The sequence below is a fragment of the Streptomyces sp. Y1 genome (genome assembly GCF_041053115.1).
In the GTDB taxonomy this organism is placed as follows: Bacteria; Actinomycetota; Actinomycetes; order Streptomycetales; family Streptomycetaceae; genus Kitasatospora; species Kitasatospora rubellomurina.
Genome location: NZ_CP163445.1, coordinates 292,198 through 317,925 on the forward strand (window position 1 = coordinate 292,198; position 25,728 = coordinate 317,925).

A 25,728-nucleotide genomic window follows, 5' to 3' on the forward strand; every position below is an offset into this window, starting at 1 on the left:
CGGTGGGGGGCGTTCGGCGGGGGCGTTCGGTGCGTGCGGTGCTCTCGTCGGGCCTTCGGTGCGGGCCTTCGGTGCGGTGGATCAGCGGGGTGCCGAGGTGATCCCTGCCCCACAAGTGGCGTCCGCTACCGGCGTTATCAGGCCGTAATGCCCGCCGTGGCGCCGGTGGAGCACCCGGGCACGGCCGCCGTCGGGGTCGGTGCGGCGGACGAACGGGCGGCCGCCGAGCCGGCGCGCGGCCCCGGCCGGGTCGGGCGCCCCGGCGAGGTGGGGCGGGCCGGCCGGTGGCGCGGACGGGTCATCAGGTTCCTCCTTCTCCGATACACCATGCTGGCCCTCGCACGGCCGTGCGGCGAGGGCCGAAAGACCCTGCCCCCGGCCCCGGGCGCGGGCCCCGCGCGCGGGTGTCGGCGCAGGTCAGCGCGACGGTCCTCGCCCGGCCGGCGCGGCCCCGGGCGATCGACCGTTGGAGTGATCCACCGTGGTACCGCGCAACGACCTCGGAACCGGCGCGTTTGCCATGGCGTGCGCCCTCCAGGCAGGACGCACGCGGGGTCCGAGCCGGTCGACCCCGCCCTCCGACCGGCGCCGGCGCCGCCCCCAGCACCGCCCGCACCGGTCCATCTCCCGAGAGGTAGTGTCATGTCCCTGCAGACCGAGACCGAGACCCCACGCCACTGTCCACGGCCGGGAATCGTCCCTCCGAGAACCGCCCCGCCCGCCGCCGGCAGGCCCGCCCTCCCCGCGCTCGCCCCCGGCGCGCTGCCCGGCCTCGGCCACGCCGCCGCGCTGCTGCGCGACCCGCTCGGCTTCCTCGGCTCACTCGCCCCGCACGGCGGCGTGGTCCGCATCCGGCTCGGCCCGCGCAGCGTCTGCGTGGTCACCGACGCCCGGCTCGTCCACACCCTGCTGGTCGCGCTGGCCCACGACTGCCCGCGCGGCGCCGTCCAGGACACCCTCAAGACCGCCTTCGGCGACGGCCTGCTGATGTCCGAGGGCCGGGCCCACCGCGACCGCCGCCGGATCGTCCAGCCCGCCTTCGGGCCGGACCGGATGGCCGGCTACCTGGCCGTGATGCACCAGGTCACCGAGGAGCGGGCCGGACGCTGGCGCCCCGGCCAAGTCCTCGACGTCGCCCGGGAGATGAACCACCTGGCGCTCGAAATCGTCACCCGCTCGCTGTTCGACGCCCGGCTCAGCGAGGACGCCGCTCTCGCCTTCCACCGCGCGCTGCCGGACCTGGTGAAGGGCCAGATCGTCCAGTCCCTCTACCCCCACCCGGCGCTCGGCCGGCTGCCGCTGCCCGTCAACCGGCGCTTCGACGCCGCCGTCCGGGCCCTCAACCAGGTCGTCGACCAGGCCGTCAACGGGCGCGGGCCGGGCGACCCCGCGCCCGGCACCCTGCCCGCCCTGCTCCGCGCCGCCACCGACCCGGCCACCGGACGCCCGCTCACCGAGGCCGACGTCCGCTCCGAGGCGATCACCATGTTCGGCGCCGGCACCGAGACCGTCTCCACCACCCTGACCTGGCTGCTCGACGAACTCCTGCGCCACCCCGAGGTCGAGGCCCGGATCCTCGCCGAACTCGACCGGCACCTGCCCGCCGGCACCGCCCCCACCCCCGAGGCGCTGGCCCGGCTGACGTACACCCGCGCCGTCGCCCAGGAGGTGCTGCGGCTGCACGCGCCGAACGCCTTCCTGATGCGCACCGCCGGGGTGCCCGTCGACCTCGGCCCGTACCGCATCCCGGCGGGCACCGAGCTGCTGTACAGCCTCACCGCCCTGCACCGCGACCCCGAGCGCTACCCCGACCCGCTGGCCTTCCGCCCCGAGCGCTGGCAGGACGCCCCCGGCGGCGTGGGGCGGCCGTCCTTCCTGCCGTTCGGCGCCGGAAAGCACAAGTGCGTCGGGGAGGCCTTCGCCTGGGCCGAGCTGACGGTCGCGGCCGCCGCCATCCTGCGCCGCTGGCGCCCGGTGGCGGTGCCCGGGGCGCGAGCCCGGGAGGTGGTCTGGACCACCGTCCAGGCGCAGGGGCTGCGGGTACGGCTGGCGCCGCGCGCGGCAGCCCGGCCGGGCGAGGGCGGCGGCCCGGTGGCCGCGGGCCCGCTCGCCACCGCCGTCCCGGCCGCCCGGGCCACGCCCGACCCGGTCGCCGCCCCCGTCCCCCCGGCCTTCGCCACGCCGCCCCCCGCCGCGCCCCGACCGGCCGCGGAGCTGGCGCGCGCCGCCGACCGGCACGCCGACTGGGTGCTCCGGCACGGCCTGCTCACCCCGGCCGAGCTGCCCGGATACCGGGCGTACGCGCTGCACGAGCTGATCGGCCACGCCTACCCGCGCGCCCGGGGCACCGAGCTCGACCTGCTGGTGGACGTGCTCGGCTGGTTCACCATCCTCGACGACCGCTTCGACGGCCCGCCCGGACGCCGCCCGGCCGAGGCGCGCGCCCTCGTCGACCCGCTGCTCGCCGTCCTGCGGCGCGAGACCGACCGGGGCGAAGCCGCACGGGATGGAACGGCGCGGGACGAGACGGGCGACTGGGGTGAGGCCGACGACGGGGGCGAGGCCGACGCCGCCGGCCGCTCCCCGCTGCTCGCCGCCTGGCAGGAGCTGTGGCACCGGCAGACCGCCGCCGCGACCCCCGCCTGGCGGGCCCGCGCCGCCCGCGACTGGCAAGCCTGCCTGGCCACCTTCCCCGCCGAGGCCGGGCACCGGGCCGGCGGCACCGTGCCGGCCCTCGGGCTCGCCGAGACCGTGCGACTGCGCCGCCACGGCAGCTGCCTCTACCCGTTCATGAACATACTGGAACGACTCCACGGCGCCGACGCCCCCGCCGCCCTCCACGCGGACCCCGCGCTGCACCGGCTGCGCGCCGCCACCGCCGACGCCGCCACGCTGATCAACGACCTCCACTCGCTGGAGCGCGAGGAGCGTCAGAGCGCACCCGCCTTCAACACCGTCCACACCGTGCAGCGGGCCCTCGGCTGCACCCGGCGGCGGGCCGTCCGGGCCGTCCGCGCCCGGGTCGCCCGGCTGCGCGAGGAAAGCGAGACGCTGCGCGCCGAGCTGGTGCGGCGGCACCCGGAGGGGCGCTGGTACCTCGACGGCACCCGGGAGCTGGTCGACGGCGTGCGGATCTGGTCCGCCACCACCCGCCGGTACCGCTGAGCCCCGAGGGCTACTTGCGGTCGCCGAGGGCGAAGAGCAGCAGCACGAACCCGGCGAACAGGTGCGTGGCGAAGATGTAGATGCCCGCGCGGATCAGCATCTGCTTGCGGCGCGCCTTCTCCTCGTTCGTGCTGTCGGCGGCGCCACCGGGCCGGCTCGCGCCGTCGCCCCGGCTCGCGCCGCTGCTCTCGCTCGCGCTGCCGGTCGTGCTGTCGCTCATGGCGGGGGTTCTCCTCGGGTGGGTCTCGGTCGGCCGGTTCGTGCGCGGGCGCGGGCTCAGCGGGGCGACCGGCCGCCGGAGGCGCGCAGTTCGGAGAGCAGCGCGCCCTGGTCGGTGAGCAGGTCGGTCAGGATGCGGCGCGCGGCACGGAGCAGCTCGGCGACGTCCGGAGTGCTGAGCGCGTACACCACGGTGTTGCCCTCGCGGGTGGCGGTGACCAGCTGGGTGCGGCGCAGCACGGCGAGCTGCTGGGAGAGGTTGGACGGCTCGACCTCGATCTCCGCCAGCAGCTCGCGCACCGGGCGGGGCCCGTCCTGGAGCAGTTCCAGGACCCGGATGCGGACCGGGTGGCCGAGGGTGCGGAAGAAGTCCGCCTTCGCCTGGTACAGCGGGACCGGCATCGTCCGCATCTCTCCGTCTGGTCCGGGTTCGGTGGTCGTCCGGCCGGGCGGGTGCCCGCCCCGGACGGTAGGCATCATCGCGACAGATGAAGATTTCTTCAAGTCGTCACAGCGCTCCGGAGCGACCCGGTCGGCGGAGGGTGACGGCCGGGCGGCGGACGCCGGCCGGCCACCGGCGCGGAGAATGCCGAGGGCCGGGCCCGGGAGTCTGCCAACTCACGGGCCCGGCCGTCAGGGTGACGTGCCGTCAGCAGTTCACCGGCACGTCCGCGGTGACCGGACCCAAGGTCGGCCAGACCGCCTCCAGCGCGAAGGTGGCGTGCACGACCGAGCCGCACGCGACGGTGGCACTGATCCCGTCGACCCGCACGGTGCTGACCGTGAACACCGTCCGCCCGGACACCGAGCCGAGCGACGGGCCGCCGACGACCTCCGCCGACAGCCTGGTGATCAGCTCGCGCGGCGCCGGGGGCCAGGGCGTGTCCGGGGAGGGCGGGCCGGCCAGACCGATCTGCCCGTAGATCACGACGCTACCGCCGGTGACGTCGGCGCAGACCTTGGTGCCCAGACCGGCCTGGAGGCCGGAGTACCCGCAGGTGGTGACCGTGGCGGCGGCGGCCGCCCCCGGCTGGGCGAGTGCGGGTGCGGGGACGGCGAGCATGGCGGCGGCACCGGCGGCGCCGACCGCGAGTCGGGTGATGCGGTTCACGGCTTCTCCTTCAGGGGCGTCAGGGGTCGGTTCGAGGTGGTTCTCGACGTTCGACCATCATCGACATGGCACATGTGACATTTCACAGGTGCCACGACCACGACTTTGCCATGCGATTCATCTGCCGCGACCCGGATTTGCCCTTCGAATCACCGACCCGACCGAAATCTGGCCTTCGATGACGCAAACCCGCCCCGGCGAGCGGCCGACGCCGTCTCACTCCCCCAGGTCGGCCCGCAGGCGGTCGATCCGGTCGACGGCGGCGGCGAAGGCGCGGGGGTCGAGCCGGCCGGAGTCCAGGGCGGCCGCCAGGGCCTCGGCGGCCTCCGCGCCCTGCCGGGGGTCGCGGGCCGAGCAGAGCAGCAGGTCCATCCCGGCCCCGGCGGCGGCCACCGCGCGGTCACCGGTGCCGCCGTACGGGGCGAGGGCCCCGGCCTCCAGCGCGTCGGTGACGGTCACGCCGTCGAAGCCGAGGCGCTCGCGCAGCTCGCCCTGCACCACGGCGGGCGAGAGCCCGGCCGGGCGGTCCGGGTCGAGCGCCGGGTAGACCGCCCAGGAGGTCATCACCAGCCGCACCCCCGCCGCGATGGCGGCCCGGTACGGCGCCTCGTGGCGATCGCGCAGCCGCTCCAGCGGGACGGGCAGGGTCACCGGGCGGGCGTCGGTGTTCTCGTCGCGGGCGGCCGCGCCGAGCCCCGGGAAGTGCTTGGCGGTCGCGGCGACACCGAGGTCCTGCTGGGCGGCGAGGAAGGCGGTGGCCAACTCGCCGACCCTGGAAGGGTCCTGGCCGTAGGAGCGCTCGTAGTGGTCGATGAAGTCGTCCGGGGCGTCGTAGACGTCGAGCACCGGCGCCAGGTTGACGTTGAGCCCGGCGTCGGCGAGCGTCCCGGCGGCGCCGGTGCCGGAGGCGACGGCCGCGGCGACCGGATCCGGCGCCAGGCCCGTACGGCGGGCGGACAGCTCGGGCGCGCCCGGCAGCCGGCGGACCTTGCCGCCCTCCTGGTCGGTCATCAGCAGCAGCGCCCGGGGCTCCGGCGCCTCCGCCGCCGCCCGCTTCAAGTCCGCCACGGCCCGCGCGAGTTGTTCCGGGCTGCGGACGTTCTCGGCGAACAGGATCACCCCGGCCGCCCGGCCCTCCCGGATCGCGCCCAGCGCCTCGGGCGGCGGAGTCGGCCCCGGGTAGGAGAGCACGATCCGCCGCCCGGCGAGCGTGCGGGAGTCCGGGTGGTGGCCGGTCATCGCCGCACTCCTCTCACCGGGTGCCCTGCGCGGCACCGCCGCCGACCCGGCCGGCGCCGGACCGAGCGCGGCCCCCAGCACCAGGGCGGCCAGCCCGAGTTGAACCGCACGCCGGAACGGGACCATCACGCCTCCACGGGGGTGTTCGCCGGTCTTCGGCGTCCAGGGCGCGGCCAGCGTAGCCGGGCGGGCCCGCCGCCCGGCAGTACGCCGCGCGGCGCCCCGGCATAGGCTGGCCCGATGTTCGATCGTCTGGAACTCCGCGTGGTGACGGACCGCCGTTCCTCCCAGGTGCGCTTCCTCGTCAACGGCGAGGACGTCGTCGAGGAGTCGATCGGCCCCGGCACGGACGGCCGCGGCCCCTCCTCCGTGCTGCTCTTCCCGCCCGACGGCCCCTCCCCGCTGCGCGCCACCGAGGAGCCCCGCCGGGTGGTCCTGGGCGAGCCCGAGTGCACCGGCGGCTGCTGCGGCTACCTGTCCGCGGTGATCCGGCGGATCGCCGACGTCGTGCTCTGGTCGGACTGGGAGCTCCCCGCCGACGCGACCCGGCCGCTGGAGTACACCTTCGACGCCGCCCAGTACGAGGCCGAACTGACCCGCACCGCCGCCGCCTGGCCACAGCCCGGAGCGGCCGGGTAGCCACCGAGGACGCACCCGGCTACGACGGCCGTCGACCCGTGCGCCGGACCACGTCGCCCAGGAGGGCGATGCCTTCGGTGATGTCGCCCGGCGGGGTCGCCGCGTAGCCGAGGACCAGGCCGGGTGGGGAGGGCAGTCGGGCGTGCCAGGTCAGGGGGTGGGTCTTGACGCCGTGGGACAGGGCCGCTTCGGCCAGGTCCACGTCGGTGCGGGCGGGTTCCGGCGGGAGGGTGAGCATCAGGTGCAGTCCGGCGGCGGCGCCGTGGACGGTGGCGTGCGGGAGGTGGGTGCGGATCGCGGCGATCATGGCGTCCCGGCGGCGGCGGTGGCGGCGGCGCAGCAGCCGGAGGTGGCGTTCCAGTTCGCCGGATTCCATCAGCCGGGCGAGCACCAGTTGAGGCAGCGCCGGGTTGCCGAGGTCGGCGTAGCGCTTGGCCTCCAGCACGGCCTGGCGCAGCCGGGCGGGGACCAGCAGCCAGCCGGTGCGCAGGGCGGGGGCGAGCAGTTTGGAGATGCTGCCGAGGTAGCAGACCCGGTCGGGCAGGGTGGCGCGCAGGGCGGGCACCGGCGGGCGGTCGTAGCGGTGTTCGGCGTCGTAGTCGTCCTCCAGGACGAGGCCGCCGTCGGCCGCCCAGCCGAGCAGCTCGCGCCGCCGTTCGCCGCCGAGGACGACGCCGGTCGGGAACTGGTGGGCGGGGGTGACCAGGACGGCCGGGGCGCCGGTGGCGCGCAGCGCGTCGACCCGGATGCCCTCGGCGTCGACCGGGACGGGCGGCGCGGCGGCGAGCCAGTGGGCGAGGTGCTGCCGGGTGCCGAGGGATCCCGGGTCCTCGACGGCGACCTCGGTGACGCCCTCCCGGGCGAGGGCTTGGCCGAGCAGGGCGAGGGCCTGGGCGGCGCCGGCGACGATCAGCACCTCGTCCGGGTCGGCGCGGACGCCCCGGTTGCGGGCCAGCCACTGGGCGACGGCCCGGCGCAGTGCGGGGGTGCCGCGCGGGTCGCCGTAGCCGAGGTCGGCGGCGGTGAGGCCGTCGAGGACGGCGCGTTCGGCGCGCAGCCAGGCGGTGCGGGGGAAGGCGGCGAGGTCGGGCAGGCCGGGGGTGAGGTCGATCCGGGCGGGGGCCGCGCGCAGGCGGTCGAAGAGCTCGGGGCCGGGGTCGGGGCGGAAGAGCTCGGCGGCGGGACGGACGGGCGCCGGCCCTGCCGCGACGGCGGGCGCCGGGGCGGCCGGCACGGCCGGGGCGACGACGACGGTGCCGCCCCGCCGCCGCCCGTCGACCTGCCCCTCCTCGGCGAGGCGCCGGTAGGCGTCGGTCACCACCCCACGGGAGACGCCGAGTTCGGCGGCGAGCACCCGGCTGGCGGGCAACCGGCTGCCGGCCGGGAGGCGTCCGTCCGCGACGGCCTCGCGCAGTCGGCGGGCGAGCCAGTCGGTGAGGCCGCCGGGCGGGGCCTCGGCGGGGTCGAGCTGGAGGAAGTCGGCGCCGGTCTCGGCGGGTTCGGGCCTGTCGGGTGCCGCGTCTTTGGACCTGTCGTATGCCACGTCTTTGGACCTGTTCACCGGTCCATAGTGGCGCGAGGGTGGAGCCATGACCACGGAAACGGCAGGACCGAAGACCACCGAGCACGACCACCGCTACGTCCACGGCTACTCGGAGCGCGAGGCGCTGCGCCTGGGCGACCAGGCCGACACCCTCGCCCGGCTGCTGCACGCCGACACGGCGTACCCGGCGGGCAGCCGGGTGCTGGAGGCGGGCTGCGGGGTGGGGGCGCAGACGGTGCACCTGCTGGCCGGCAGCCCGGGGGTGCTGCTGACGGCGGCGGACCTGTCGGCGGAGTCGCTGGCGCAGGCCCGCGCCCGGGTGGCGGCCGAGGCGCCCGGCGCGCAGGTGTCCTGGCACCACGGGGACCTGCACGAACTGCCCTTCCCGGACGGCTCGTTCGACCACGTCTTCGTGTGCTTCGTGCTGGAGCACCTGGCCGCCCCGGTGGCCGCCCTGGCGGCGCTGCGCCGGGTGCTGCGGCCGGGCGGGACGATCACGGTGATCGAGGGCGACCACGGCTCGGCGCTGTTCCACCCGGAGAGCCCGGCCGCCCACCGCGTGATCGGCCACCTGGTGCGGCTGCAGGCCGCGGCGGGCGGGGACGCCCTGATCGGGCGACGGCTGCACCCGCTGTTGACGGCGGCCGGTTTCGCGGAGCCGGTGGTCCGTCCGCGCACGGTCTACGCGGACGCGGGGCGCCCGGGCCTGGCGGAGGGCTTCACCCGGCGGACCTTCGTGGCGATGGTGGAGGCGGTACGGGCGGACGCGCTGGCGGCCGGACTGGCCACGGCGGAGGAGTTCGACCGGGGCGTGGCCGACCTGCGGCGCACGGCCGGGCCGGGCGGGACGTTCCACTACACCTTCTTCAAGGCGGTCGCGGTGAACCCGTGACCTGGGACCGTCCGGCCGCCGCCGTCAGGGCCGGCCCAGGCCGAGCTCCTCGTACCGCGCGGCGACCAGGTCCGAGCAGGCGGCCAGGCCGGGCACCGGCGCGGGCGAGGCGTCGCGGATCACCTTCATCGCCATGACGAAGCGGCGCAGGCGCAGGTTGTCGTCCACCTCGTCGCGGGTCTCGGCCTGCAGGGCGGTCCAGATCGGGTCTTCCATGGCGCCCATCCAAGGGGAGGTCCGTCCGGCCGGGCAACGGGTTTACCCGGCCGGACGGGACCGCACCCGGGCCCGGTCCCGCTACCGCTCCGGCGGGCCGTTGACGTCGCCGAGGGCGGTGAGCATGGCGCGCATGCCGTCGACCAGGGCGGCGGCGCCGGCCTCGTCGAGCCCGGCGAGGAGGCGGCGCTCGGTCGCGAGGTGGTCGGGCAGGGCGCGTTCGATCAGGGCGTGGCCCTCGGGGGTGAGGGCGACCTCGCGGCTGCGGCCGTCCAGGTCGCTGCGGGTCCTGGTGACCAGTCCGCGGGCCTCCAGGCGGTCGAGGCGCTGGGTGATGGCGCCGGAGGTGACCATCGCGGACTGCATCAGGCCGGTGGGGGTGAGGCGGTAGGGCGGGCCGCTGCGCTTCAGCGTGGCGAGGACGTCGAAGGAGGGGGCGTCGAGGCCGTGCGCGGCGAAGGTCCGGTCGAGTTCGCCGGTCACCAGCCGGTGCAGGCGCTTGAGCCGGCCGAACACCTCCATCGGGGAGACGTCCAGGTCGGGGCACTCGGCACCCCACTGCGCGACGACGCGGTCCACATGATCTGTCACGGCACCAGGGTAGGCGACACCCGGCGTTTCCTTAGCGCTCAGGTAACTGTGAGCCACCACACAGGGGCAACCCTGTGGAAAATGCCTTAGCGCTGAGATACATTGGCTTAGTGCTAAAACAACGCCTCGGTATCGTGCTGCTGACCGCCGTCGCCCCCGCGGTCTGGGGATCGACGTACCTCGTCACCACCGAGTACCTGCCACCGAACCGCCCGCTCCTCGCCGCCACCCTGCGCGCCCTGCCCGCCGGCCTGCTGCTGATCGCCCTCACCCGCCGCCTGCCCAAGGGCAGTTGGTGGTGGCGCTCGCTCGTGCTCGGCGCGCTCAACATCGGGATATTCCTCGCCCTGCTGTTCGTCGCCGCCTACCGCCTGCCCGGCGGGGTCGCAGCCACCGTGGGCGCCGTCCAACCACTGGTCACCGCCGGGCTCTCGGCCGCCCTGCTCGGCGACCGGCTCACCCTGCGCACGCTGCTCTCCGGGATCGCCGGCGTCGTGGGCGTCAGCCTGCTGGTCCTGCGGGCCAACGCCCAGCTCGACATGATCGGGGTGGCCGCCGCGTTCGGCGGCGCCGTGGTCATGGCCACCGGCGTGGTGCTCTCCAAGCGCTGGACCTCCCCCGCACCGGTGCTCGCCACCACCGGCTGGCAGCTCACCGCCGGCGGACTGATGCTCGTACCCGTCACCCTGTTCGTCGAGGGCCCGCCGCCCTCCCACCTGACCGGCCAGAACCTGCTCGGCTACGCCTACCTCGGCCTGATCGGCGCCGCGGTCGCCTACGCCCTCTGGTTCCGCGGCCTGCGCGCCCTGCCGCCGACCTCGGTCTCCTTCCTCTCGCTGCTCAGCCCGGTGGTCGCCACCACGCTCGGCTGGCTGGCGCTCGGGCAGGACCTCTCGCCGCTGCAGGCGCTCGGCGCGCTGATCGTGCTCGGCTCGCTGATCGCGGCCCAGACCCAACGGCCCCGCGCCGCGGCCGCACCCCCGCCCGCACCGGAACCCGCGGGCCCCGTACCGGGACTCGCACCCGCGCCCGGCGCCGCGGACGCGCCGCAGCCCGTCCGCGAAGGCGCCTGAGCCCCCGCCGCACCACCTCCTGCCCGCACCACCACCACCCGCCCGCACCACCACCTCCTGCCCGCACCACCACCCCTGACACAAGGAGCACACCCATGCGCATCACCGTCTTCGGCGCCACCGGCAGCGTCGGCAGCCGCGTCGTCACCGAGGCCCTGTCCCGCGGCCACGAGGTCACCGCCGTCGTACGGGACCGGGCGAAGCCGCACGGCCTGCCGGCGGCCGTCGCGATCGCCGTGGGCGACGCCCGTGACCCGGAGGCCGTCTCCCGGGCCGCCGCCGGACAGGACCTGGTGATCACCGCGACCCGGCCGGCGCCCGGCAGCGAGCACGAACTGCCCGCCGCCACCCGCGGCCTGCTGGCCGGCCTCGCCGGGACGGGCGTGCGGCTGCTCGCCGTGGGCGGCGCGGGCAGCCTGACCGTCCCCGGCGCCGGCGGCATGACCGTCGCCGAGGACCCCGGCTTCCCGGCCGACATCCGGCCGATCGCGCTGGCCTGCGGCGAGCAACTCGACCTCTACCGCGCCGACTCCGAGGTCGACTGGACGTACCTGAGCCCCGCCGCGCTGCTGGAGCCCGGCGAGCGTACCGGCCGGTTCCGGATCGGCCGGGACGAACTGCTCGTCGACGAGGACGGGAACTCCGCGATCTCCATGGAGGACCTGGCCGTCGCCCTCCTCGACGAGGCCGAGCGACCCGCGCACCGCCGCGCCCGCTTCACCGCCGCGTACTGAACCCGGCGCCGGTCGGCCGGAACCCGCCCTGGGCCGCCACCCACCGGGTCCCCACCGGCCGCCCCGGCGTGCGCACCCGGAGGGGGTGTACCCAGCACCACCCCCAAGAGGGGCGCGTGCTTGATCGACCGTCAGGACCGCTCCGGGAAGGATCGTTCCCGTGAACACCACCGCATCCCGCGGCCGGCGCGCCGCCCTGGCCGTCGCCGCCGCCGTCCTCGCCGGCCTCGCCGCGCCCGCCACCGCCCACGCCGACAGCCGCGACCAGGGCCGCGACCCCGGCGACGCCCGGCCGGTGCCGGCCCGCTACACCGCGCAGACGCTGAACTGGCACCCCTGCGCCACGCAGCCGACCCTCGAGTGCGCCACCATGGCCGTCCCGCGGGACTGGCAGCACCCCGACGCGGGGGCCGACCTGAGCATCGCCGTCTCCCGGCACCGCGCCACCGACCCGGCCAAGCGCAAGGGCGCCCTGATGATCGCCGCGGGCGGCCCCGGCGCCCAGAACGGTCAGACGCGCCCGGCCGGCCTGGCCGCCAAGGCGCCCGCCGTCGCCGCCGCCTACGACATCGTCGGCTTCGACCAGCGCGGCACCGGCGAGAGCACCAGGGCGGTGTGCCAGACCCCGGCGGAGTTCCAGGAGTTCCTGGCCGGCGACTACCGCGACCGGTCCCCCGAGGCGATCGACCGGGTCATCGCCAACTCGCGCAAGCTCGCCGACAGTTGCCGGAAGAACAGCGGCGACCTGCTGCCGTTCCTGAACACCGGGCAGGCCGCGCACGACATCGACCTGTTCCGCACCCTGCTCGGCGAGCGCAAGCTCAGCTACGACGGCCCGTCCTACGCCTCGATGCTCGGCGCCTACTACGGCGCCCTCTTCCCGCACCGGGTCGACCGGATGGTGCTGGACAGCAACATCGGCTTCGAGGGCACCTGGGAGCGCTTCGAACTCGGCCAGCCGATGAGCTTCCAGCGTCGCTTCGACGAGGACTTCGTACCCTGGCTGGCCGCCCGCGACGCCACCTACCACTGGGGCTCGACGGCCGAGCAGGTCCAGGCGCACTGGGAGCGGGTCCGCGCCGCCCTGCACGACCGGCCCATCGTGGACGGCCCGTTGACGATCGCCCCGAACCAGCTGGACAACGGCGCGATCAACGTGATCTACGAGGCCGAGAACTTCCCCTACCTGGCGGAGGCGCTGACCGCCGTCGACGACTGGCGGACCGCCACCCCGGCGGCCAAGGCGGTGGCCGGGAAGGTCTTCGGCCAGTACCTCAGCCCCGAGTTCCTGGCCGAGTACTTCTCGGTGACCTGCTCCGACACCCCGTGGACCCGGGACATGGACACCTGGGTCGAGCGCGGCGCCGAACTGACCGCCCGCTACCCGCTGGTGGGGGCGCGCACCCTCGCGTTCAGCGCGGTCTGCGCCGCCTGGCCGACCGACCCGGCACCCAAGGTGAAGATCACCGGCGCCCACCTGCCGACCACCCTGATGCTCAACTCGGTGCACGACCCCGCCACGTACTACGAGGCCGCCCTCGGGGCGCACCGCGCGCTGCGCGGCTCCCGGCTGGTCACCGTCACCGGGAACGGCGACCACGGCCAGTACCCGACGGCCAACACCTGTGTCACCGACGTGGTCGAGCAATACCTGCTGGCCGACCGCGCCCCCGAGCACGACCTCACCTGCCCCGCCCCGCAGGCGGGTTGGCCGGAGAGGACCTAGTCCGTCCGCTTCGGCGCGCGGAGCCGGGTGCGCAGCCAGGCGAAGGCGGCGGCCAGCCCGGCGAAGCCGCCGACCGCCAGCTTGATCCCGCCCTTGGCGACCAGCACGCCGACCAGCGGGACGCTCCACCCCAACCAGCTGACGAACGCCAGCACCACCGCGGCCCCGCACACGGCGGCCAGGACGGTGGCGACGACGGCGGCGGGCCGCGACAACTCGGGTGCGCCGCCGCCGTCTTCCGCCGCTTCGGGCGCGTTCCCGCTCATCTGGTTCGTATCCCCATCGACCATGGGTGCGATGGTACGGCCTCCGGGGCGCGAGGCGCCCGTCCGCTCCTCAGCGGCAGGAGAGGTGGGTGTCCCCCGTGTGCTCGCCGGTCTCCTCGTCGGGGAAGCTGACGGCCAGCGTGACGCGGTACTCGTGGACGTCCTCCCGGTGGCCGGGGACGCGGGCCCAGGCCAGGGAGTGCACCTCGGCCTCGGGGGCCTGCCGGCACCAGGCGGCCGCCTCCTCCAGCGCGCGGGCGGCCGAACGCCCGGTGCACACCACGGCGGTGTACGCGGCGACGGAGACGTCCCCGCCGCCCCGGCAGATCCGCGAGACCGCCCGGACGGCCGCGGCGGCCTGGGTCAGGTCCCGGGCCAGATCGTCCACGACCCGGGGAGGCGCCGGCAGGACGACAGCCCCCTCCGCCACGGTCTCCGGCAGGTTCGCACTCACGGTCCGGTCCTCCATCCGCATCGTCATCGGGCCTCAGCTTGCCGGGCACCGGGTGCTGGCATGCCCACTTTCACCGGAACGTCACCCGTCCAGGGGCGAGTTGGGGCCGCCCCCTGGCGCCGGGGCCACCGTTTTGCTAGGGACGGCCGGCGGGGCGGCGGGCATCCGGGCAGGTCACGCCGCCGTCGGCGGGCGCCGCCGGGGAGCCCGGAACGACGCGCACGTACCACCTCCGCGCCCCGGGCCGCCCTCCCGCCCACCGGAGCGCCCGGCCCACCGCCCTTGCGCCCCCGGGCAACTAACGCTCTCTTGACGGGACATGGGAAAAACTGGGCCGCGCACCCCGGCCACCGCGCCGGAAGTTCACCGCGGGCGCTCCGCCGCTGTCGGATGGTCGTGATACTAATCATCCGGCGGAGGGTGCCGGCTGCCTGCGGCCCGGCACGATGACGACGGCTCGACCGTTCCGGAGAGGACCGGGCGGGCAACGGGGAGGGGCATCACATGGCGGCGAAGTTCGGCAGTCTCGGCAGCGCCGGAGGCGGGCGCAAGGTCAGGCTCGGCAAGCGGGTCACCGGTACGGCCGCGGCCTTCACCGCGCTGGCCGCACTGACCGGCTCCCAGGTGACGGGCCTGGGGCTGGCCCCGGTCGCGGCGGCCGACTCCTCCACGGCCGCCCCCGCCCCGGGCGACTTCCCGGGCTCCACGACCCCCGGCAACGGCACCCGCGTCCCGGCGGACGGCGGCGGCACCGTCCAACTGCCGCAGCCGCCCGGCACCCTGCCCGCGCTGCCCGGCCTGCCCGGGGCGCCCGTGGCCGGGCCGTTCACCGCCACCGGGGCCTCGCTGCCCGCCACCGTGTTCGCCGCCTACCGCCAGGCCGAGGCCTCGCTGGCGCAGCGCTCGCCCGGCTGCCACCTGCCGTGGCAGCTGCTGGCCGCGATCGGCCAGGTCGAGTCCGGGCAGGCGAACGGCGGCCGGGTGGACGCCGCGGGTACCACCCTGACCCCGATCCTCGGCCCGGTGCTGGACGGCAACGGCTTCGCCGCGATACCCGACACCGACGGCGGCCGCTACGACGGCGACGCCCGCTGGGACCGCGCGGTCGGGCCGATGCAGTTCATCCCGTCCACCTGGGAGACCTGGGGCGTGGACACCACCGGCAAGGGCAAGGCCGACCCGAACAACATCTTCGACGCCGCCGAGGCGGCCGGCCGCTACCTGTGCGCGGGCGGGCGCGACCTCTCCGACCCGGCGCAGCTCGACCGGGCGATCCTCAGCTACAACAACTCGGCCGAGTACCTGCGCACCGTCAAGAACTGGATGGCCCACTTCGGCAGCGGCACGGTCAGCACCGTCCCGGACGGCACGGGCCCCGCCCCGCTCCCGCTGCCCTCCCCGTTCGCCCGGCCCGCCGGCAGCGGCACCGGCTCGGACGACGGCACCACGGGCGCGGCGCCGGCGCCGCAGCCCACCGCCTCCGCCACCCCGAGCCCGACGCCGACCGCGGCGCCCTCGCCCTCCGCCCAGCCGACCACCACGCCCACGCCCAGCACCACGCCGACGCCGTCCGGTTCGCCCTCGCCGTCCGCCAGCACCTCGGCCACCCCGAGCGGCAGCCCGTCGCCGAGCGCCACGGCGACCACGACGCCCTCGGGCACCCCGAGCACGCCCACCGGCTGCCCGAGCCCGACCGCCACGCCCAGCGCCACCGCCACGCCCACCACGACGACCAGCCCGACCGCGACGCCCAGCGGCACGCCGTCCGCCACCGCGTCCGCCACGCCCGGCGGCACCCCGAGCACGCCCACCGGCTGCCCGAGCCCGACCGCCACGGCCACGCCCTCCGCCACCGCCACGCCCACCACGACGACCAGCCCGAGCGCGACGGCGAGCGCCACGCCCAGTGCCTCGCTCTCGCCCTCGGCCACGCCGACGAAGTGAGCTGAGCACCGCCGCACGCACGGCGAAAGGGCCCGGACCGCTGCCACGCGGCCGGGCCCTTCGCCGTCCGTGCCTCAGAGGTGCTTGACCAGCTCCGGCATCAGGTCCTGGAAGGTGCGTCCGCTGGCCGGCTGCCCGATCGCGGCCATCTGCCAACCGCCGGGCGTGCGCTGCACCTTGGCCATGATCTGCGCGGTGTACGGCCCGCCGCCGGTCAGCGTGTAGCGGGCGAGCTCGGCGCCGGTGGTCTCGTCGACCAGGCGGCAGAAGGCCGCCTCGACCTCCTGGAAGGTCTGCCCGGTGAAGGAGTTGACCGTGAAGACGATCTGGTCGACCTCGGCGGCGATCCTGGTCAGGTCGACGGTGATCGACTCGTCGTCGGTCTGGTCGCCGGCGCCGCCGACCAGGTTGTCGCCGCTGTGCCGGACGGAGCCGTCGTTGCTGGTGAGGTGCTGGAAGAACACCACGTCCACCGGGCGGCCCTGGGAGAACAGCACGGCCGAGGCGTCCAGGTCGATCTCCTGGCCGACGGAGAGCAGCTTGGCGAAGAACCCCTTGGGCTGCGCGGCCCGCCAACCGAGGCCCATCCGGACCACGCTCAGCTGCCCACCGCCCGGCTTCTCCAGGCTGATCTTCTGCCCCTTGGCCAGCGAAACGCTCATCCCGCGCCCTCCTCGTTCCTGCCGCCGACTGCCGCGGATCCACGGCACCGTTGAGACGATTCGATCATCGGACGGCCCTTCCCGGACCCTACCCCCCGACCGCCCCCGCCTCACTCCCGACCGCTCCCGACCGCTCCCGCCTCGATCGGACCGCACCGCGCCCGGCCCCGGCCGACCGCAGGCGGGTCAGGCGTCGCCTTCCAGCAGGTGCTGGCGCACCTCCTGGAAGGTCCAGGCGCCGCCGGCCGGCCGGGAGAAGACCCACACCAGGTCGAACCGGTCCGGCCAGGCGGCGGGTGCGCCGCTGCCGGCGGCGCCGAGCGCCTCGACGATCCGGGAGATGCGCGAGTGCTCCCAGCAGATCAGCACCGGCTGCGCCCCGGCCAGGGCGGCGGTGGCCAGCTCGCTCTCCTGGGACTCGGCGTAGCCGAGGTCGACGGTGAGCCCGAGCGCGGCGGCGAGCGGGGTGACGGTCTGCCGCATCCGGTGGCCGCCGGCCAGCGGGCCCTGGTCGGTGGCCGCGTAGATCTTGGCCGGGGTGCGCAGCCCGACGGCGGGCGGGGTGAACAGGCCGGGCAGCGCCTTGGCGCGGTCCCAGCCGCGCTGGGTGAGGGACTTGGCGTCGTGCTTGCCGTTCTCGTCCAGACCGGGCGTGTCGCCGGACGGCTTCTCGCCGTGCCGGACGATCATCACGAAGGCCTCGTGGCCGGGGTCGCTCGCCTTGGCCACCGGGGCGTCCTTGCCCTTCTTGTCCTTCTTGTCGCTCCGGTCCTTCCGGTCGTCGGAGGAGCAGCCGGCGAGGGCCAGCGGGGCGGCGGCGGCCAGGCCGGTGAGCAGCATGCGCCGGGTCAGTGGCTGACGCGTGAGGGCTCCGCTCATGCGGCACCCCGCTCCAGGCGGACCAGCGCGTCGATGGCGTCGCGCCCGCCGGTGCCGCCTTCGCGGTGCCCCGGGTCGGCGCCGACCGGCCGGTGGACGCGTTCGGCGCGGACGGTGCGCAGGCCGTGACCGGCGAGGTCGGCGAGGACGTCGTCGGGGGTGAACAGGACGGCCGGGTCCTGCGGGCCGCCGACGCCCTCGGCGAGGTTGGTCAGGTCGTGGCCGACGACCAGCAGGGTGCCGCCGGGGGCGAGCGCGTCGGCGGCGCGGCGCAGGGCGGTGCGGCGGTCCTCGGCGGGCAGCTGCAGGTAGGCGACCAGGACGAGGTCGTAGCCGCCGGCGGGCGCCTCCAGGGCGCGGGCGTCGCCGTGGCGCCAGGTGAGCCGGTCGGCGACCTCGTCGGGCAGTTCGGCGGTGAGCCGTTCGGCGCGCTCCAGGGCGACGGCGGAGAAGTCCAGGCCGGTGACGTGCCAGCCCCGGGCGGCGAGCCAGATGGCGTTGCGGCCTTCGCCGGCGGCCAGGTCGAGGGCGTGGCCGGGGGTGAGCCCGGCGAGCTCGCGGACCACCCACCGGTTGGGCTCGGCGCCCCACACCAGTTCGCTCGCGGCGTAGCGGTCGTCCCAGTCCTGACTGTCCATGGCGCCTCCTCCGTTCGGCGGGCCTGCTCGGTACGGGTCAACCTACCGGGCGGCGGAGGCGCCGGTCCGGCCCGGTCCGGCGGGTGGACACCTGGTCAGGCACGGACGGCCGGACCGGCCGGCACTCTTGACGGCGAATATTGGTCCAGTCCAATCTGTTCTGTCGTGGCACGACCGGGCCGGCCGGCCCGCCGTGTCCGCGCACCGTTCGTCAGCACGCGACACCCGCCCCACCCCGCCCGTGCGCCCCCACCGCGCCCGGGGCGGCTCCCTCGGCCCGTCCGGGCCACGCACCGCCGGAACCCCCACACATCCGGAGGACACCCCGCATGCACGACCGCGTCATGCCCCCGCGGCCCGGCCTGCCCGCCCGCGCGCCCGCCGGGCGCCGCGCCGACCGGCGCCGCCGGGCCACCGCCCTCGCACTGGCCGCCACCCTCACCACCAGTGGCGCCGCGCTGGCCCTCTCGCTCGGCCCGGCCTCGGCCGCCCCGGTCAACCTGCTGGTCAACGGCGACTTCGAGACCGGCACCCTGGCCGGCTGGACGTGCGCCAACGGCTCCGTCGTCACCACCCCGGTGCACGGCGGGAGCCACGCGCTCAGCGGCGCCGCGTCCGGCTCCGACACCGCGCAGTGTCAGCAGACCGTCGCCGCCCAGCCGAACACCACGTACACGCTGTCCGGCTGGGTGCAGGGCAGCTACGTCTACCTGGGCGCCACCGGCGCCGGCGTCGACTCCTCGTCCTGGACGCCCGGCGGCACCGGCTGGAGCCCGCTGAGCAGCACCTTCACCACCGGCGCCGGCACCACCTCGGTCACCGTCTACACCCACGGCTGGTACGGCACCGGCACCTACGGCGCCGACGACCTCACGCTCACCGGCCCGGCCGGGCCGACCTCCTCCGCCAGCCCCACGGCGAGCGGCAGCCCGACCGCCACGGCCAGCCCGACCGCGTCCACCAGCCCCACGGCCTCCACCAGTCCGACCGCCACGGGGAGCCCGACCGCGAGTCCGACCGCCACCGGGAGCCCGACCGCCTCGCCGACCGCGACGGCCACCGCGAGCGGCCCGGCCGGGGACGGCAAGGTCACCACCCCGACCGGCCTGACGGTCAGCAAGGTCACCGCCGGCGCCGTGGTGCTGAACTGGCAGCCGTCCACCCTCTCCACCGGGGACGGCCCGGTGGCCTACAAGGTGTGGTCCAACGGGCAGCTTGTCGCCACCTCGATGGGCACCTCGGTCGCGGTCAGCTCGCTGCTGCCCGGCCGCGCCTACACCTTCAGCGTCCAGGGCTACTCCGGCGGCCACGCCTCCGCCCAGTCCGCGCCGGTGAGCACCACGACCGCCGCCGCGCCCGCCCAGCAGCCCGTCCGCTCGGCCTACTTCGACCAGTGGGGCGTCTACGAGAACGCCTACTACCCGAAGAACGTCGACAGCAGCGGCGCCGCGAACAAGCTGGACGTCATCCACTACGCCTTCGCCAACATCGACCCGACGAAGCTCACCTGCTTCCAGGCGGTGAAGGCCTCCGACTCCGCCAACGAGTCCGACCCCAACGCCGGCGACGGCGCGGGCGACGCCTACGCCGACTACCAGAGCGGCTTCGGCTCCGGCACCAGCGTGGACGGCAGCACCGACGGCTGGGACCAGCCGCTCAAGGGCAACTTCAACCAGCTGCGCCAGCTCAAGGCCAAGTACCCGAACCTGCGCTTCACCATCTCGATCGGCGGCTGGACGTACTCCAAGTACTTCTCCGACGCGGCCGCCACCGACGCCTCCCGGAAGACCTTCGTCTCCTCCTGTCTCGACATGTTCCTCAAGGGCAACCTGCCGACCGGCGTCGCCGGGGACGCCTCCGGCGGCCCGGCCTCGGCGGCGGGCATCTTCGACGGCGTCGACCTCGACTGGGAGTACCCGGGCTCGGCCGGCGGCCACACCGGCAACCACTACTCCCCCGCCGACAAGCAGAACTTCACCCTGCTGCTCAAGGAGTTCCGCACCCAGCTGGACGCCCTCGGCGCCGCCCAGGGCAAGCGCTACCTGCTGAGCGCCGCGCTGCCCAGCGGCCAGGACAAGATCGCCCAGCTGGAGACCGACAAGATCGGCGCCTACCTGGACTACGCGGACGTCATGTCCTACGACATGCACGGCGCCTGGGACGCCAAGGGCCCGACCAACCACCAGGATCCGCTGCACGACAGCCCCGCCGACCCGACCACGCCGATCAAGCCCGGCACGCTCAAGTACAACGTCGACACCACGCTCGCCGCGTACACCACCGGCCTGCCCGAGTACGGCATCCCCGGCGGCTTCCCGGCGAACCGGATCGTGCTCGGCATCCCGTTCTACTGGCGCGGCTGGACGGGCGTCCCGGCCGGCTCGAACTACGGCCTGTACCAGAGCGCGACCGGCCCGACGCCGGCCAAGCCGCTGAGCCAGGAGGCCGGGCTGGCCGCCTGGAAGGAGCTCAACCCGAGCGCCGCGCAGACCCACTGGGACCCGGTCACCGGGAGCAGCTGGGTCTACGACGGCACCAACTTCTGGACCGGCGACACCCCGCAGGCCGTCCAGGCGCGCGGGGCCTACGCCAGGACCAAGGGGCTGGGCGGCCTGTTCGCCTTCTCCCTGGAGAACGACGACGCCTCCGGCACCATGCTCAACTCGATGGACGCCGCCCTGCGCTGACGGCTCACGCACGAACGACGGCGGCCCGCGCGGAGACCTCCGCGCGGGCCGCCGCCCGTCCTCACCGCTGCGGCACCGGGTCCGCGCCGCCCCGGCCGGGGCGGCAGCGCAGCAGCCGGCCGGCCGTCAGCCGGGCCCCGCGCAGGGCGCCGTGCCGGTGCAGCGCCTGCACCGCGTACGTCGAGCAGGACGGCGTGTACGGGCAGCAGGCCGGCCGCCGGGGGCTGACCTCGGTGCGGTAGTAGCGCACCGCGCCGTACAGCACCCCGGCCGCGAACCCGGCCGGCGCGGGGGCGGCCGGGTCGGCGGCGCGCCGCCCGCGCCCGCCGGTGAGGGCGAAGCGGACGCCGGAGGCCAGCATCACCGGGATGATCGCGATCATGCACGGGCTGGCGATGTCGCAGAAGGCGTCGCCGCAGCAGTCCAGGCAGCCGTCGTCCCAGCGGTCGCGCTTTCGGGCCGGCTCGTCCTTGCGGGCCGACTTCGCCTTGCGGGCGCTGCGCCGGTACAGCTCCCACTGGTGGCGCTGCTTCTTCCGCCGGGCGCGCTCCGCCGCGGGAAGCCACCACCAGGCCCGCTCCGGGCGCTCGGGCGGGTACGGGGCGTGGGCGCCGAACTCCGGCGTCGGGCTGGACACTGCTGACGTTCCCCTCGGTGACCTCGGCCGGGGACCGAACGCCGACCCCCGGAAATCCGGGCAAGATTATCCGAAGATGATCTGCCCGGATCTCGGCAGGTCGGGACCTCGACAGGTCCAGGCCCAGCAGGTCAGGGCCCTGCTCAGTCCTTCAGGTTGAGCGAGGGGAAGAGGTCCGTGAACGGCTGGGTGGTCACCGAGACGCTGCGGGAGAAGGGATCGTCGAAGTCCCAGATCATGAACAGCAGGAAGGCGATCAGCGCGCTGAAGCAGCCCGCCAGGATCAACTCCCGCGGCGTTCGCCGGATCTGGAGCGCGAACAGCATGCCGACGGTCACCACCGCACCGACGATCAGACCGAACCAGACCACCCCGGGCATCGTCGGCCCGGCGTTCTGGCCGCGCTGGTCGCGGGCGTCGGAGGCCTGGCCGATCCGGTCCATGATCGGCTGGTAGGCCTGCGACTCCAGGTCCGAGGCCGGCGCCCGGGTGGCCACGTCGTTCTGCAGCTTCTGCAGCAACTGGGTGCCCTTGTCGGTGATGTCGCCGTGTTCGGCCATGTAGTCCCACTCGGTGTTCACCACGTACGTGACGTAGCCGTCCACGTCGGCGCGGACCTGGTCGCGGAACTCCGCCGGGTAGACCACGGCCCGGTCGCTCACCTCGCGCAGCGACTGCGCCTCGCGGAACAGGTCGTCCTGGGCGGCGCCGCGCGCCTCCCAGACCCCGGCGATGGCGAGGCCGAGGACGATCGCGTAGACCACCCCGATCATCATCGTGATGTACTCGATGACGTCCGGGGTCTCGCTGTTGTCCTTCCCGACGCCCACCTTGCGGTGCCTCAGCAGCACCACCGCCACCACGACGGCACAGGCCGCCGCCATGGCGATGGCCAACGCCACCCACTCGGACATGGGAACTCCCTTCTCTGGCTTGGCTCATGACGTAACGCGGAACTCGGGGGCGGCCGGGGACGGCGGGTGCCGCCCCCGGGCCCCGGGGGATCAGGACTGCGCGGTGCCGCCGTCACCGCCGTGGCCGGCCTCGCCACGGCCACCGCCGGTGCTGCCGGCGCGGCCACGGCCACCCGGCCGCAGGGCGGCCGCCGCCAGCACGGCGGGCACGGTGACCAGCAGCATCGTGGTGGTCGCCGGGGCGGCGTGGTGGTGCTTCGCGGGCGGCAGCGGCTTGGCCGCCGGGGCGCGGTGCACGGGCCGTACGGACGGGGTCGGCCACAGCGGGCTCGGCCGCGCCGGGCTCGACGCGGCCGGGCTCGGGACCGCGGGGACCGCCGGGACCGCCGGGGCGGCGGGCGCCGGAGGCGCCGGCTGCGGGGCCGGGGGTGCCGGCTGCGGGGCCGGGGGTGCCGGCTGCGGGGCCGGCGCGGCGGGTGCGGGCGGAACGGGGACGGGCACGGGCGCAGGGACGGGCGGGGGCGGAGGCGGTGGCGGGGGCGCCGGGGAGGCGGGCGGCGCCGGGCTGGGCGGCGGCGGAGTCGGCGAGGGCGGCGGCGGAGTCGGCGAGGGCGTCGAGGTGGGGGTGGGCGTCGGCGTCGGCGTGGGCGTGGGCGTCGGCGTGGGCGTCGGCGAGTGGGTGGGGGTCGGCGTGGGGGTCGGCGTCGGAGTGGGCGTGGGGCTCGGTGTGTGGGTGGGGCTCGGTGACGGCGAGCGGGTCGGCGTCGGGGTCGGCGTCGGCGTCGGGCTGGGGCAGGGGTGGTGGTGATGATGGTGGTGGTGATGGTGCCCACCGTGCTCCCCGCCGTCCCCCTCCTCACCGTCCGGCCGGCCCGGCTGGTGCCGGAGCCCGGCGGAGGCCGAGGGGGACGGCGCGGTCGGCTCGTCGTCGCCGACGCCCGGCCGGGGGTGGCAGTGGTGGTGGCCGTACGGGGGCCGGTGCCCGTGGTGGCGCTCCCCCGTCTTCGGGTCGACGGTGACCTCGACCTGGACGTCCACGTCGACGCCGACGTCCACACTGCCGCCCGGGCCGACCTCCGTCGACACGTCCGTCTCGCTGCACACGCAGGTGTCGACGGCCGGGCCCTGGTGCCCGCCGTGCCGCTCGGCGCCGTTCGCGGTCGCACCGCCGACCAGCGCGAACATCGCGATCACGCCGACCGTGGCGCCGGCCAGCCGCACCCGACGCCCGGGGGCCGCAGTCCCACCGCCGTGCAGCGGTATCCGTCGGAACTGCCGACGCTGCGGCATGGGCTCCACACACCTCTCGGGTCTCGGGTCACGCGGGTCTCCGGGCACGCGCTTCGCCGGCTCGCACGGGGCTCCGCTCGTACGGGCCTCCACCCGCACGGGGCTCCGCTCACGCGCGAAGGGCGAAAACAGTCACATCCCGATCAAAATCGATCGCATGCGACCATGCGTGATGCGCCCCCTCGGAAGCGACCGGGGGACGCCACAGGAACCAGCCGGACGGCCCGCCGCCGGGGGCGGGCCGTCCGTCGTCAAGAAAAACGATCTTCACGCCGACCGGTTACGGCCCGCGCGTACCGACCGCGAACTCAGTGGCGGCGGTGGGCGATCTCGACGTTCTCCAGCACACCGACCGCGTCCGGCACCAGGATCGCGGCCGAGTAGTAGGCGCTGACCAGGTACGAGATGATCGCCTTCTCGTCGATCCCCATGAAGCGGACCGAGAGCGAGGGCTGGTACTCGTCCGGGATGCCGGTCTGGTGCAGGCCGATGACGCCCTGGTTGTCCTCGCCGACCCGGATCACCATGATGGAGCTGGTGTTCTCCTTGGTGATCGGGATCTTGCTGCAGGGCAGGATCGGCACCCCGCGCCAGGCCGGCACCTGCTGCCCGCCGAGGTCGACGTGGTGGGGGTAGAGGCCGCGCGCGTTGAGCTCCCGGCCGATCGCGGCGATCGTCCTGGGGTGGGCGAGCAGGTAGTCGGGGTCGCGGCGGCGGTTGAGCAGCTCGTCCAGGTCGTCCGGGGTGGGCGGGCCGGAGTGGGTCTGGATCCGCTGGTCGAAGTCGGCGTTGTTGAGCAGGCCGAACTCCGGGTTGTTGACGATCTCGTGCTCCTGGCGCTCGCGCAGGGCCTCGATGGTCAGCCGGAGCTGGTGCTCGATCTGGTTCATCGGCTGGTTGTACAGGTCCGCGACGCGGGTGTGGACCTTGAGGATGGTCTGCGCGACGCTCAGCTCGTACTCGCGCGGCTTCAACTCGTAGTCCACGAAGGCGCCGGGCAGCTCGTACTCGCCGTGGTGGCCGGCCGACAGGGCGATCTCGGCCTCGCCGCGCTCGTTCTGGGCCTGGAGCGGCAGCGACAGGAAGGTCTGCAGGTGCTCCTGGAGGCTCGGCGCGTTGTCCCGGATCTGGGCGAAGTCGGACCGGCTCAGGGTGAGGGCGACACCGGAGGTGGTGGTCTTGGCGGTGAACTCCCAGGTGGCGTCCGGGTTCAGCAGCGCGTCGTCGCCGAAGCGGTCGCCGTCGGCGGCCACTCCGACCACGGTCTCGTCGCCGTACTTGCCGGTGCCGACCTTGTTGATCTTGCCGTGCGCGATCAGGAAGATGCGGTCGGCCGCCTCGCCCTGGGTGACGAGCACCTCGCCCGGGCCGAAGTCGCGCTGCTGGCAGCGGTCGGCGAGCGCGGTGAGCACCTCGTCGTCCTCGTAGCCGCGCAGCAGGGCGAGTTCGCCGAGCTCCGCCGGGATGACGCGAACCTGGGACCCGGTCTTGATGAACTCCACCACGCCGTTGCCCACGGTGTAGGTGAGCCGCCGGTTGACGCGGTAGGCGCCACCGTTGGCCTGCACCCAGGGGAGCACCTTGAGCAGCCAGCGGGAGGTGATCTCCTGCATCTGCGGCGCGGACTTGGTGGTGGTGGCGAGGTTGCGGGCGGCGGCCGTCGCAAGGCTCTGCTGCCGGTCCTGCTGTGTCTCCGGGCTCGTGTCCACGGACATCGGCAGGGGTCTCCATTCATGAGGTCGGGACACGCGGCCGGGCCCGTACGGAGCCCTGGGCAGGTGCCGTCACGGATCATCAGATCCGCTGAACAGTGGGGGTGTTGGCGCATTTCGCGAGCGCGGCCGCCGTCTCCCGGCGGCCCATCCGGAACCCTAGATCACCAGAACCCGGCAAGACCCGCACGGCGGCCCAGTACCCCCCGATAGGGTGAATCTTGGGCAGTCCGGCCCGAGTTGGCGGGGCGGGCACCGCACCATTCCGGCACCGCCGCACCCGGGGCCGCCAACGGTTCCGGCGCCCGCGCGGCCGGCCGGGGACGGGAGCGCGCGGCGGCGACCGCCGTCAACCCGGCACGCCGACGCACCGGTTGCCGCCCGCCGTGCGGGCACGGAGCAGCGGTCGGCGCCACCGGGAACGCGGGCCGGGCGGGGGTCAGGCCCGCAGCACCGAGGACGGCCCGGAGGACGGGCCGGGAGGCGGCTCGGGCGGC

General features: G+C 75.4%; 24 protein-coding genes. 8 read left to right on the top strand and 16 right to left on the bottom strand.

Translation table 11 applies throughout. The annotated features are described in order from the left end of the window. Positions 1-642: 642 nt before the first annotated feature. On the top strand, positions 643-3,165 hold the full coding sequence (locus AB2U05_RS01150; RefSeq protein WP_369182129.1) for a cytochrome P450: 2,523 nt from the start codon (positions 643-645) through the stop codon (positions 3,163-3,165). 10 nt (positions 3,166-3,175) lie between these two features. Here the strand turns inward: AB2U05_RS01150 and AB2U05_RS01155 are convergent, their stop codons facing one another. The 4 genes from AB2U05_RS01155 to AB2U05_RS01170 form a co-directional block, all read right to left on the bottom strand. Then, entirely contained in the window at positions 3,176-3,385 is a 210-nt protein-coding gene (locus AB2U05_RS01155; protein ID WP_045703682.1) for a DUF6126 family protein, read from the bottom strand. Positions 3,386-3,441: 56 nt separating this feature from the next. Continuing rightward, positions 3,442-3,786: a helix-turn-helix transcriptional regulator gene (locus tag AB2U05_RS01160; protein WP_045703701.1), complete on the bottom strand. Its 345-nt coding sequence runs from the start codon at positions 3,784-3,786 to the stop codon at positions 3,442-3,444. A gap of 247 nt (positions 3,787-4,033) precedes the next feature. Continuing rightward, entirely contained in the window at positions 4,034-4,495 is a 462-nt protein-coding gene (locus AB2U05_RS01165; RefSeq protein ID WP_369182130.1) for a hypothetical protein, read from the bottom strand. Between the two features lie 216 nt (positions 4,496-4,711). Further along, positions 4,712-5,734 carry a glycoside hydrolase family 3 N-terminal domain-containing protein gene (locus AB2U05_RS01170; RefSeq protein ID WP_369182131.1) on the bottom strand — a complete coding sequence of 341 codons (1,023 nt, stop codon included), beginning with the start codon at positions 5,732-5,734 and terminating at the stop codon, positions 4,712-4,714. A 240-nt stretch (positions 5,735-5,974) separates the two neighbouring features. Here AB2U05_RS01170 and AB2U05_RS01175 point away from each other — a divergent pair, with 240 nt between their 5' ends. Further along, positions 5,975-6,373, top strand: coding sequence for a hypothetical protein (locus tag AB2U05_RS01175; protein WP_369182132.1), 399 nt, complete (start codon positions 5,975-5,977; stop codon positions 6,371-6,373). Positions 6,374-6,392: 19 nt separating this feature from the next. Here AB2U05_RS01175 and AB2U05_RS01180 read toward each other — a convergent pair whose 3' ends face one another. Further along, complete coding sequence (locus tag AB2U05_RS01180; RefSeq protein WP_369182133.1) at positions 6,393-7,964, bottom strand: PLP-dependent aminotransferase family protein; 1,572 nt, start codon at positions 7,962-7,964, stop codon at positions 6,393-6,395. Between AB2U05_RS01180 and AB2U05_RS01185 the strand changes: the two genes are divergently transcribed. Beyond that, the gene (locus AB2U05_RS01185) at positions 7,963-8,808 is read left to right on the top strand and encodes a methyltransferase domain-containing protein (RefSeq protein ID WP_369182134.1); all 846 of its coding nucleotides are present in this window, start codon (positions 7,963-7,965) and stop codon (positions 8,806-8,808) included. The genes AB2U05_RS01180 and AB2U05_RS01185 overlap by 2 nt on opposite strands. Before the next feature lie 24 nt (positions 8,809-8,832). Here the strand turns inward: AB2U05_RS01185 and AB2U05_RS01190 are convergent, their stop codons facing one another. Further along, a complete protein-coding gene (locus AB2U05_RS01190) occupies positions 8,833-9,024 on the bottom strand; it encodes a hypothetical protein (protein ID WP_369182135.1) in 192 nt (63 codons plus the stop codon). An 81-nt stretch (positions 9,025-9,105) separates the two neighbouring features. Next, complete coding sequence (locus tag AB2U05_RS01195) at positions 9,106-9,615, bottom strand: MarR family winged helix-turn-helix transcriptional regulator (protein ID WP_045703670.1); 510 nt, start codon at positions 9,613-9,615, stop codon at positions 9,106-9,108. 110 nt (positions 9,616-9,725) lie between these two features. Here AB2U05_RS01195 and AB2U05_RS01200 point away from each other — a divergent pair, with 110 nt between their 5' ends. From AB2U05_RS01200 to AB2U05_RS01210, 3 genes are all read left to right on the top strand, one after another. Next, positions 9,726-10,688, top strand: a complete 963-nt coding sequence (locus tag AB2U05_RS01200; protein WP_369182136.1) for an EamA family transporter — start codon at positions 9,726-9,728, stop codon at positions 10,686-10,688. A 95-nt stretch (positions 10,689-10,783) separates the two neighbouring features. Further along, the gene (locus AB2U05_RS01205; RefSeq protein ID WP_045703665.1) at positions 10,784-11,422 is read left to right on the top strand and encodes an NAD(P)-dependent oxidoreductase; all 639 of its coding nucleotides are present in this window, start codon (positions 10,784-10,786) and stop codon (positions 11,420-11,422) included. Between the two features lie 160 nt (positions 11,423-11,582). Further along, the gene (locus AB2U05_RS01210; RefSeq protein ID WP_244179029.1) at positions 11,583-13,148 is read left to right on the top strand and encodes an alpha/beta hydrolase; all 1,566 of its coding nucleotides are present in this window, start codon (positions 11,583-11,585) and stop codon (positions 13,146-13,148) included. On the opposite strand, the gene AB2U05_RS01215 is transcribed toward AB2U05_RS01210, so the two are convergent. Both AB2U05_RS01215 and AB2U05_RS01220 read right to left on the bottom strand, forming a co-directional pair. Further along, positions 13,145-13,438: a hypothetical protein gene (locus tag AB2U05_RS01215; protein WP_369182137.1), complete on the bottom strand. Its 294-nt coding sequence runs from the start codon at positions 13,436-13,438 to the stop codon at positions 13,145-13,147. The genes AB2U05_RS01210 and AB2U05_RS01215 overlap by 4 nt on opposite strands. 46 nt (positions 13,439-13,484) lie before the next feature. Next, positions 13,485-13,868, bottom strand: a complete 384-nt coding sequence (locus tag AB2U05_RS01220) for a hypothetical protein (RefSeq protein ID WP_157882260.1) — start codon at positions 13,866-13,868, stop codon at positions 13,485-13,487. 504 nt (positions 13,869-14,372) lie between these two features. Between AB2U05_RS01220 and AB2U05_RS01225 the strand changes: the two genes are divergently transcribed. Then, complete coding sequence (locus tag AB2U05_RS01225; RefSeq protein WP_369182138.1) at positions 14,373-15,812, top strand: lytic transglycosylase domain-containing protein; 1,440 nt, start codon at positions 14,373-14,375, stop codon at positions 15,810-15,812. Positions 15,813-15,886: 74 nt separating this feature from the next. Here the strand turns inward: AB2U05_RS01225 and AB2U05_RS01230 are convergent, their stop codons facing one another. From AB2U05_RS01230 to AB2U05_RS01240, 3 genes are all read right to left on the bottom strand, one after another. Continuing rightward, positions 15,887-16,474: a TerD family protein gene (locus AB2U05_RS01230; protein WP_045703660.1), complete on the bottom strand. Its 588-nt coding sequence runs from the start codon at positions 16,472-16,474 to the stop codon at positions 15,887-15,889. 186 nt (positions 16,475-16,660) lie between these two features. Continuing rightward, positions 16,661-17,353, bottom strand: a complete 693-nt coding sequence (locus AB2U05_RS01235) for a hypothetical protein (protein ID WP_369182139.1) — start codon at positions 17,351-17,353, stop codon at positions 16,661-16,663. Continuing rightward, on the bottom strand, positions 17,350-17,991 hold the full coding sequence (locus AB2U05_RS01240) for a class I SAM-dependent methyltransferase (protein WP_045703657.1): 642 nt from the start codon (positions 17,989-17,991) through the stop codon (positions 17,350-17,352). Before AB2U05_RS01240 ends, AB2U05_RS01235 begins: the two co-directional genes overlap by 4 nt. A gap of 329 nt (positions 17,992-18,320) precedes the next feature. Between AB2U05_RS01240 and AB2U05_RS01245 the strand changes: the two genes are divergently transcribed. Further along, complete coding sequence (locus tag AB2U05_RS01245) at positions 18,321-20,678, top strand: glycosyl hydrolase family 18 protein (protein WP_369182140.1); 2,358 nt, start codon at positions 18,321-18,323, stop codon at positions 20,676-20,678. Positions 20,679-20,739: 61 nt separating this feature from the next. Here the strand turns inward: AB2U05_RS01245 and yidD are convergent, their stop codons facing one another. From yidD to AB2U05_RS01265, 4 genes are all read right to left on the bottom strand, one after another. Continuing rightward, entirely contained in the window at positions 20,740-21,315 is a 576-nt protein-coding gene (gene yidD / locus AB2U05_RS01250) for a membrane protein insertion efficiency factor YidD (protein ID WP_244179027.1), read from the bottom strand. Between the two features lie 143 nt (positions 21,316-21,458). Further along, positions 21,459-22,229 (bottom strand): DUF4239 domain-containing protein, encoded by a 771-nt coding sequence (locus AB2U05_RS01255; RefSeq protein WP_045711773.1) that lies wholly within the window; start codon positions 22,227-22,229, stop codon positions 21,459-21,461. Positions 22,230-22,319: 90 nt separating this feature from the next. Beyond that, positions 22,320-23,519: a hypothetical protein gene (locus AB2U05_RS01260; RefSeq protein ID WP_369182141.1), complete on the bottom strand. Its 1,200-nt coding sequence runs from the start codon at positions 23,517-23,519 to the stop codon at positions 22,320-22,322. Between the two features lie 308 nt (positions 23,520-23,827). After that, positions 23,828-25,234, bottom strand: coding sequence for a family 2B encapsulin nanocompartment shell protein (locus AB2U05_RS01265; protein WP_045705313.1), 1,407 nt, complete (start codon positions 25,232-25,234; stop codon positions 23,828-23,830). Between the last annotated feature and the right edge of the window lie 494 nt (positions 25,235-25,728).

Coding starts and splice junctions, on each gene's coding strand:
- AB2U05_RS01150 (WP_369182129.1), top strand. CDS start 643: ATGTCCCTGCAGACCGAGACCGAGACCCCACGCCACTGTCCACGGCCG.
- AB2U05_RS01155 (WP_045703682.1), bottom strand. CDS start 3,385: ATGAGCGACAGCACGACCGGCAGCGCGAGCGAGAGCAGCGGCGCGAGC.
- AB2U05_RS01160 (WP_045703701.1), bottom strand. CDS start 3,786: ATGCCGGTCCCGCTGTACCAGGCGAAGGCGGACTTCTTCCGCACCCTC.
- AB2U05_RS01170 (WP_369182131.1), bottom strand. CDS start 5,734: ATGACCGGCCACCACCCGGACTCCCGCACGCTCGCCGGGCGGCGGATC.
- AB2U05_RS01175 (WP_369182132.1), top strand. CDS start 5,975: ATGTTCGATCGTCTGGAACTCCGCGTGGTGACGGACCGCCGTTCCTCC.
- AB2U05_RS01185 (WP_369182134.1), top strand. CDS start 7,963: ATGACCACGGAAACGGCAGGACCGAAGACCACCGAGCACGACCACCGC.
- AB2U05_RS01180 (WP_369182133.1), bottom strand. CDS start 7,964: ATGGCTCCACCCTCGCGCCACTATGGACCGGTGAACAGGTCCAAAGAC.
- AB2U05_RS01190 (WP_369182135.1), bottom strand. CDS start 9,024: ATGGAAGACCCGATCTGGACCGCCCTGCAGGCCGAGACCCGCGACGAG.
- AB2U05_RS01205 (WP_045703665.1), top strand. CDS start 10,784: ATGCGCATCACCGTCTTCGGCGCCACCGGCAGCGTCGGCAGCCGCGTC.
- AB2U05_RS01215 (WP_369182137.1), bottom strand. CDS start 13,438: ATGGTCGATGGGGATACGAACCAGATGAGCGGGAACGCGCCCGAAGCG.
- AB2U05_RS01225 (WP_369182138.1), top strand. CDS start 14,373: ATGGCGGCGAAGTTCGGCAGTCTCGGCAGCGCCGGAGGCGGGCGCAAG.
- AB2U05_RS01230 (WP_045703660.1), bottom strand. CDS start 16,474: ATGAGCGTTTCGCTGGCCAAGGGGCAGAAGATCAGCCTGGAGAAGCCG.
- AB2U05_RS01235 (WP_369182139.1), bottom strand. CDS start 17,353: ATGAGCGGAGCCCTCACGCGTCAGCCACTGACCCGGCGCATGCTGCTC.
- AB2U05_RS01240 (WP_045703657.1), bottom strand. CDS start 17,991: ATGGACAGTCAGGACTGGGACGACCGCTACGCCGCGAGCGAACTGGTG.
- AB2U05_RS01245 (WP_369182140.1), top strand. CDS start 18,321: ATGCACGACCGCGTCATGCCCCCGCGGCCCGGCCTGCCCGCCCGCGCG.
- AB2U05_RS01255 (WP_045711773.1), bottom strand. CDS start 22,229: ATGTCCGAGTGGGTGGCGTTGGCCATCGCCATGGCGGCGGCCTGTGCC.
- AB2U05_RS01260 (WP_369182141.1), bottom strand. CDS start 23,519: ATGCCGCAGCGTCGGCAGTTCCGACGGATACCGCTGCACGGCGGTGGG.
- AB2U05_RS01265 (WP_045705313.1), bottom strand. CDS start 25,234: ATGTCCGTGGACACGAGCCCGGAGACACAGCAGGACCGGCAGCAGAGC.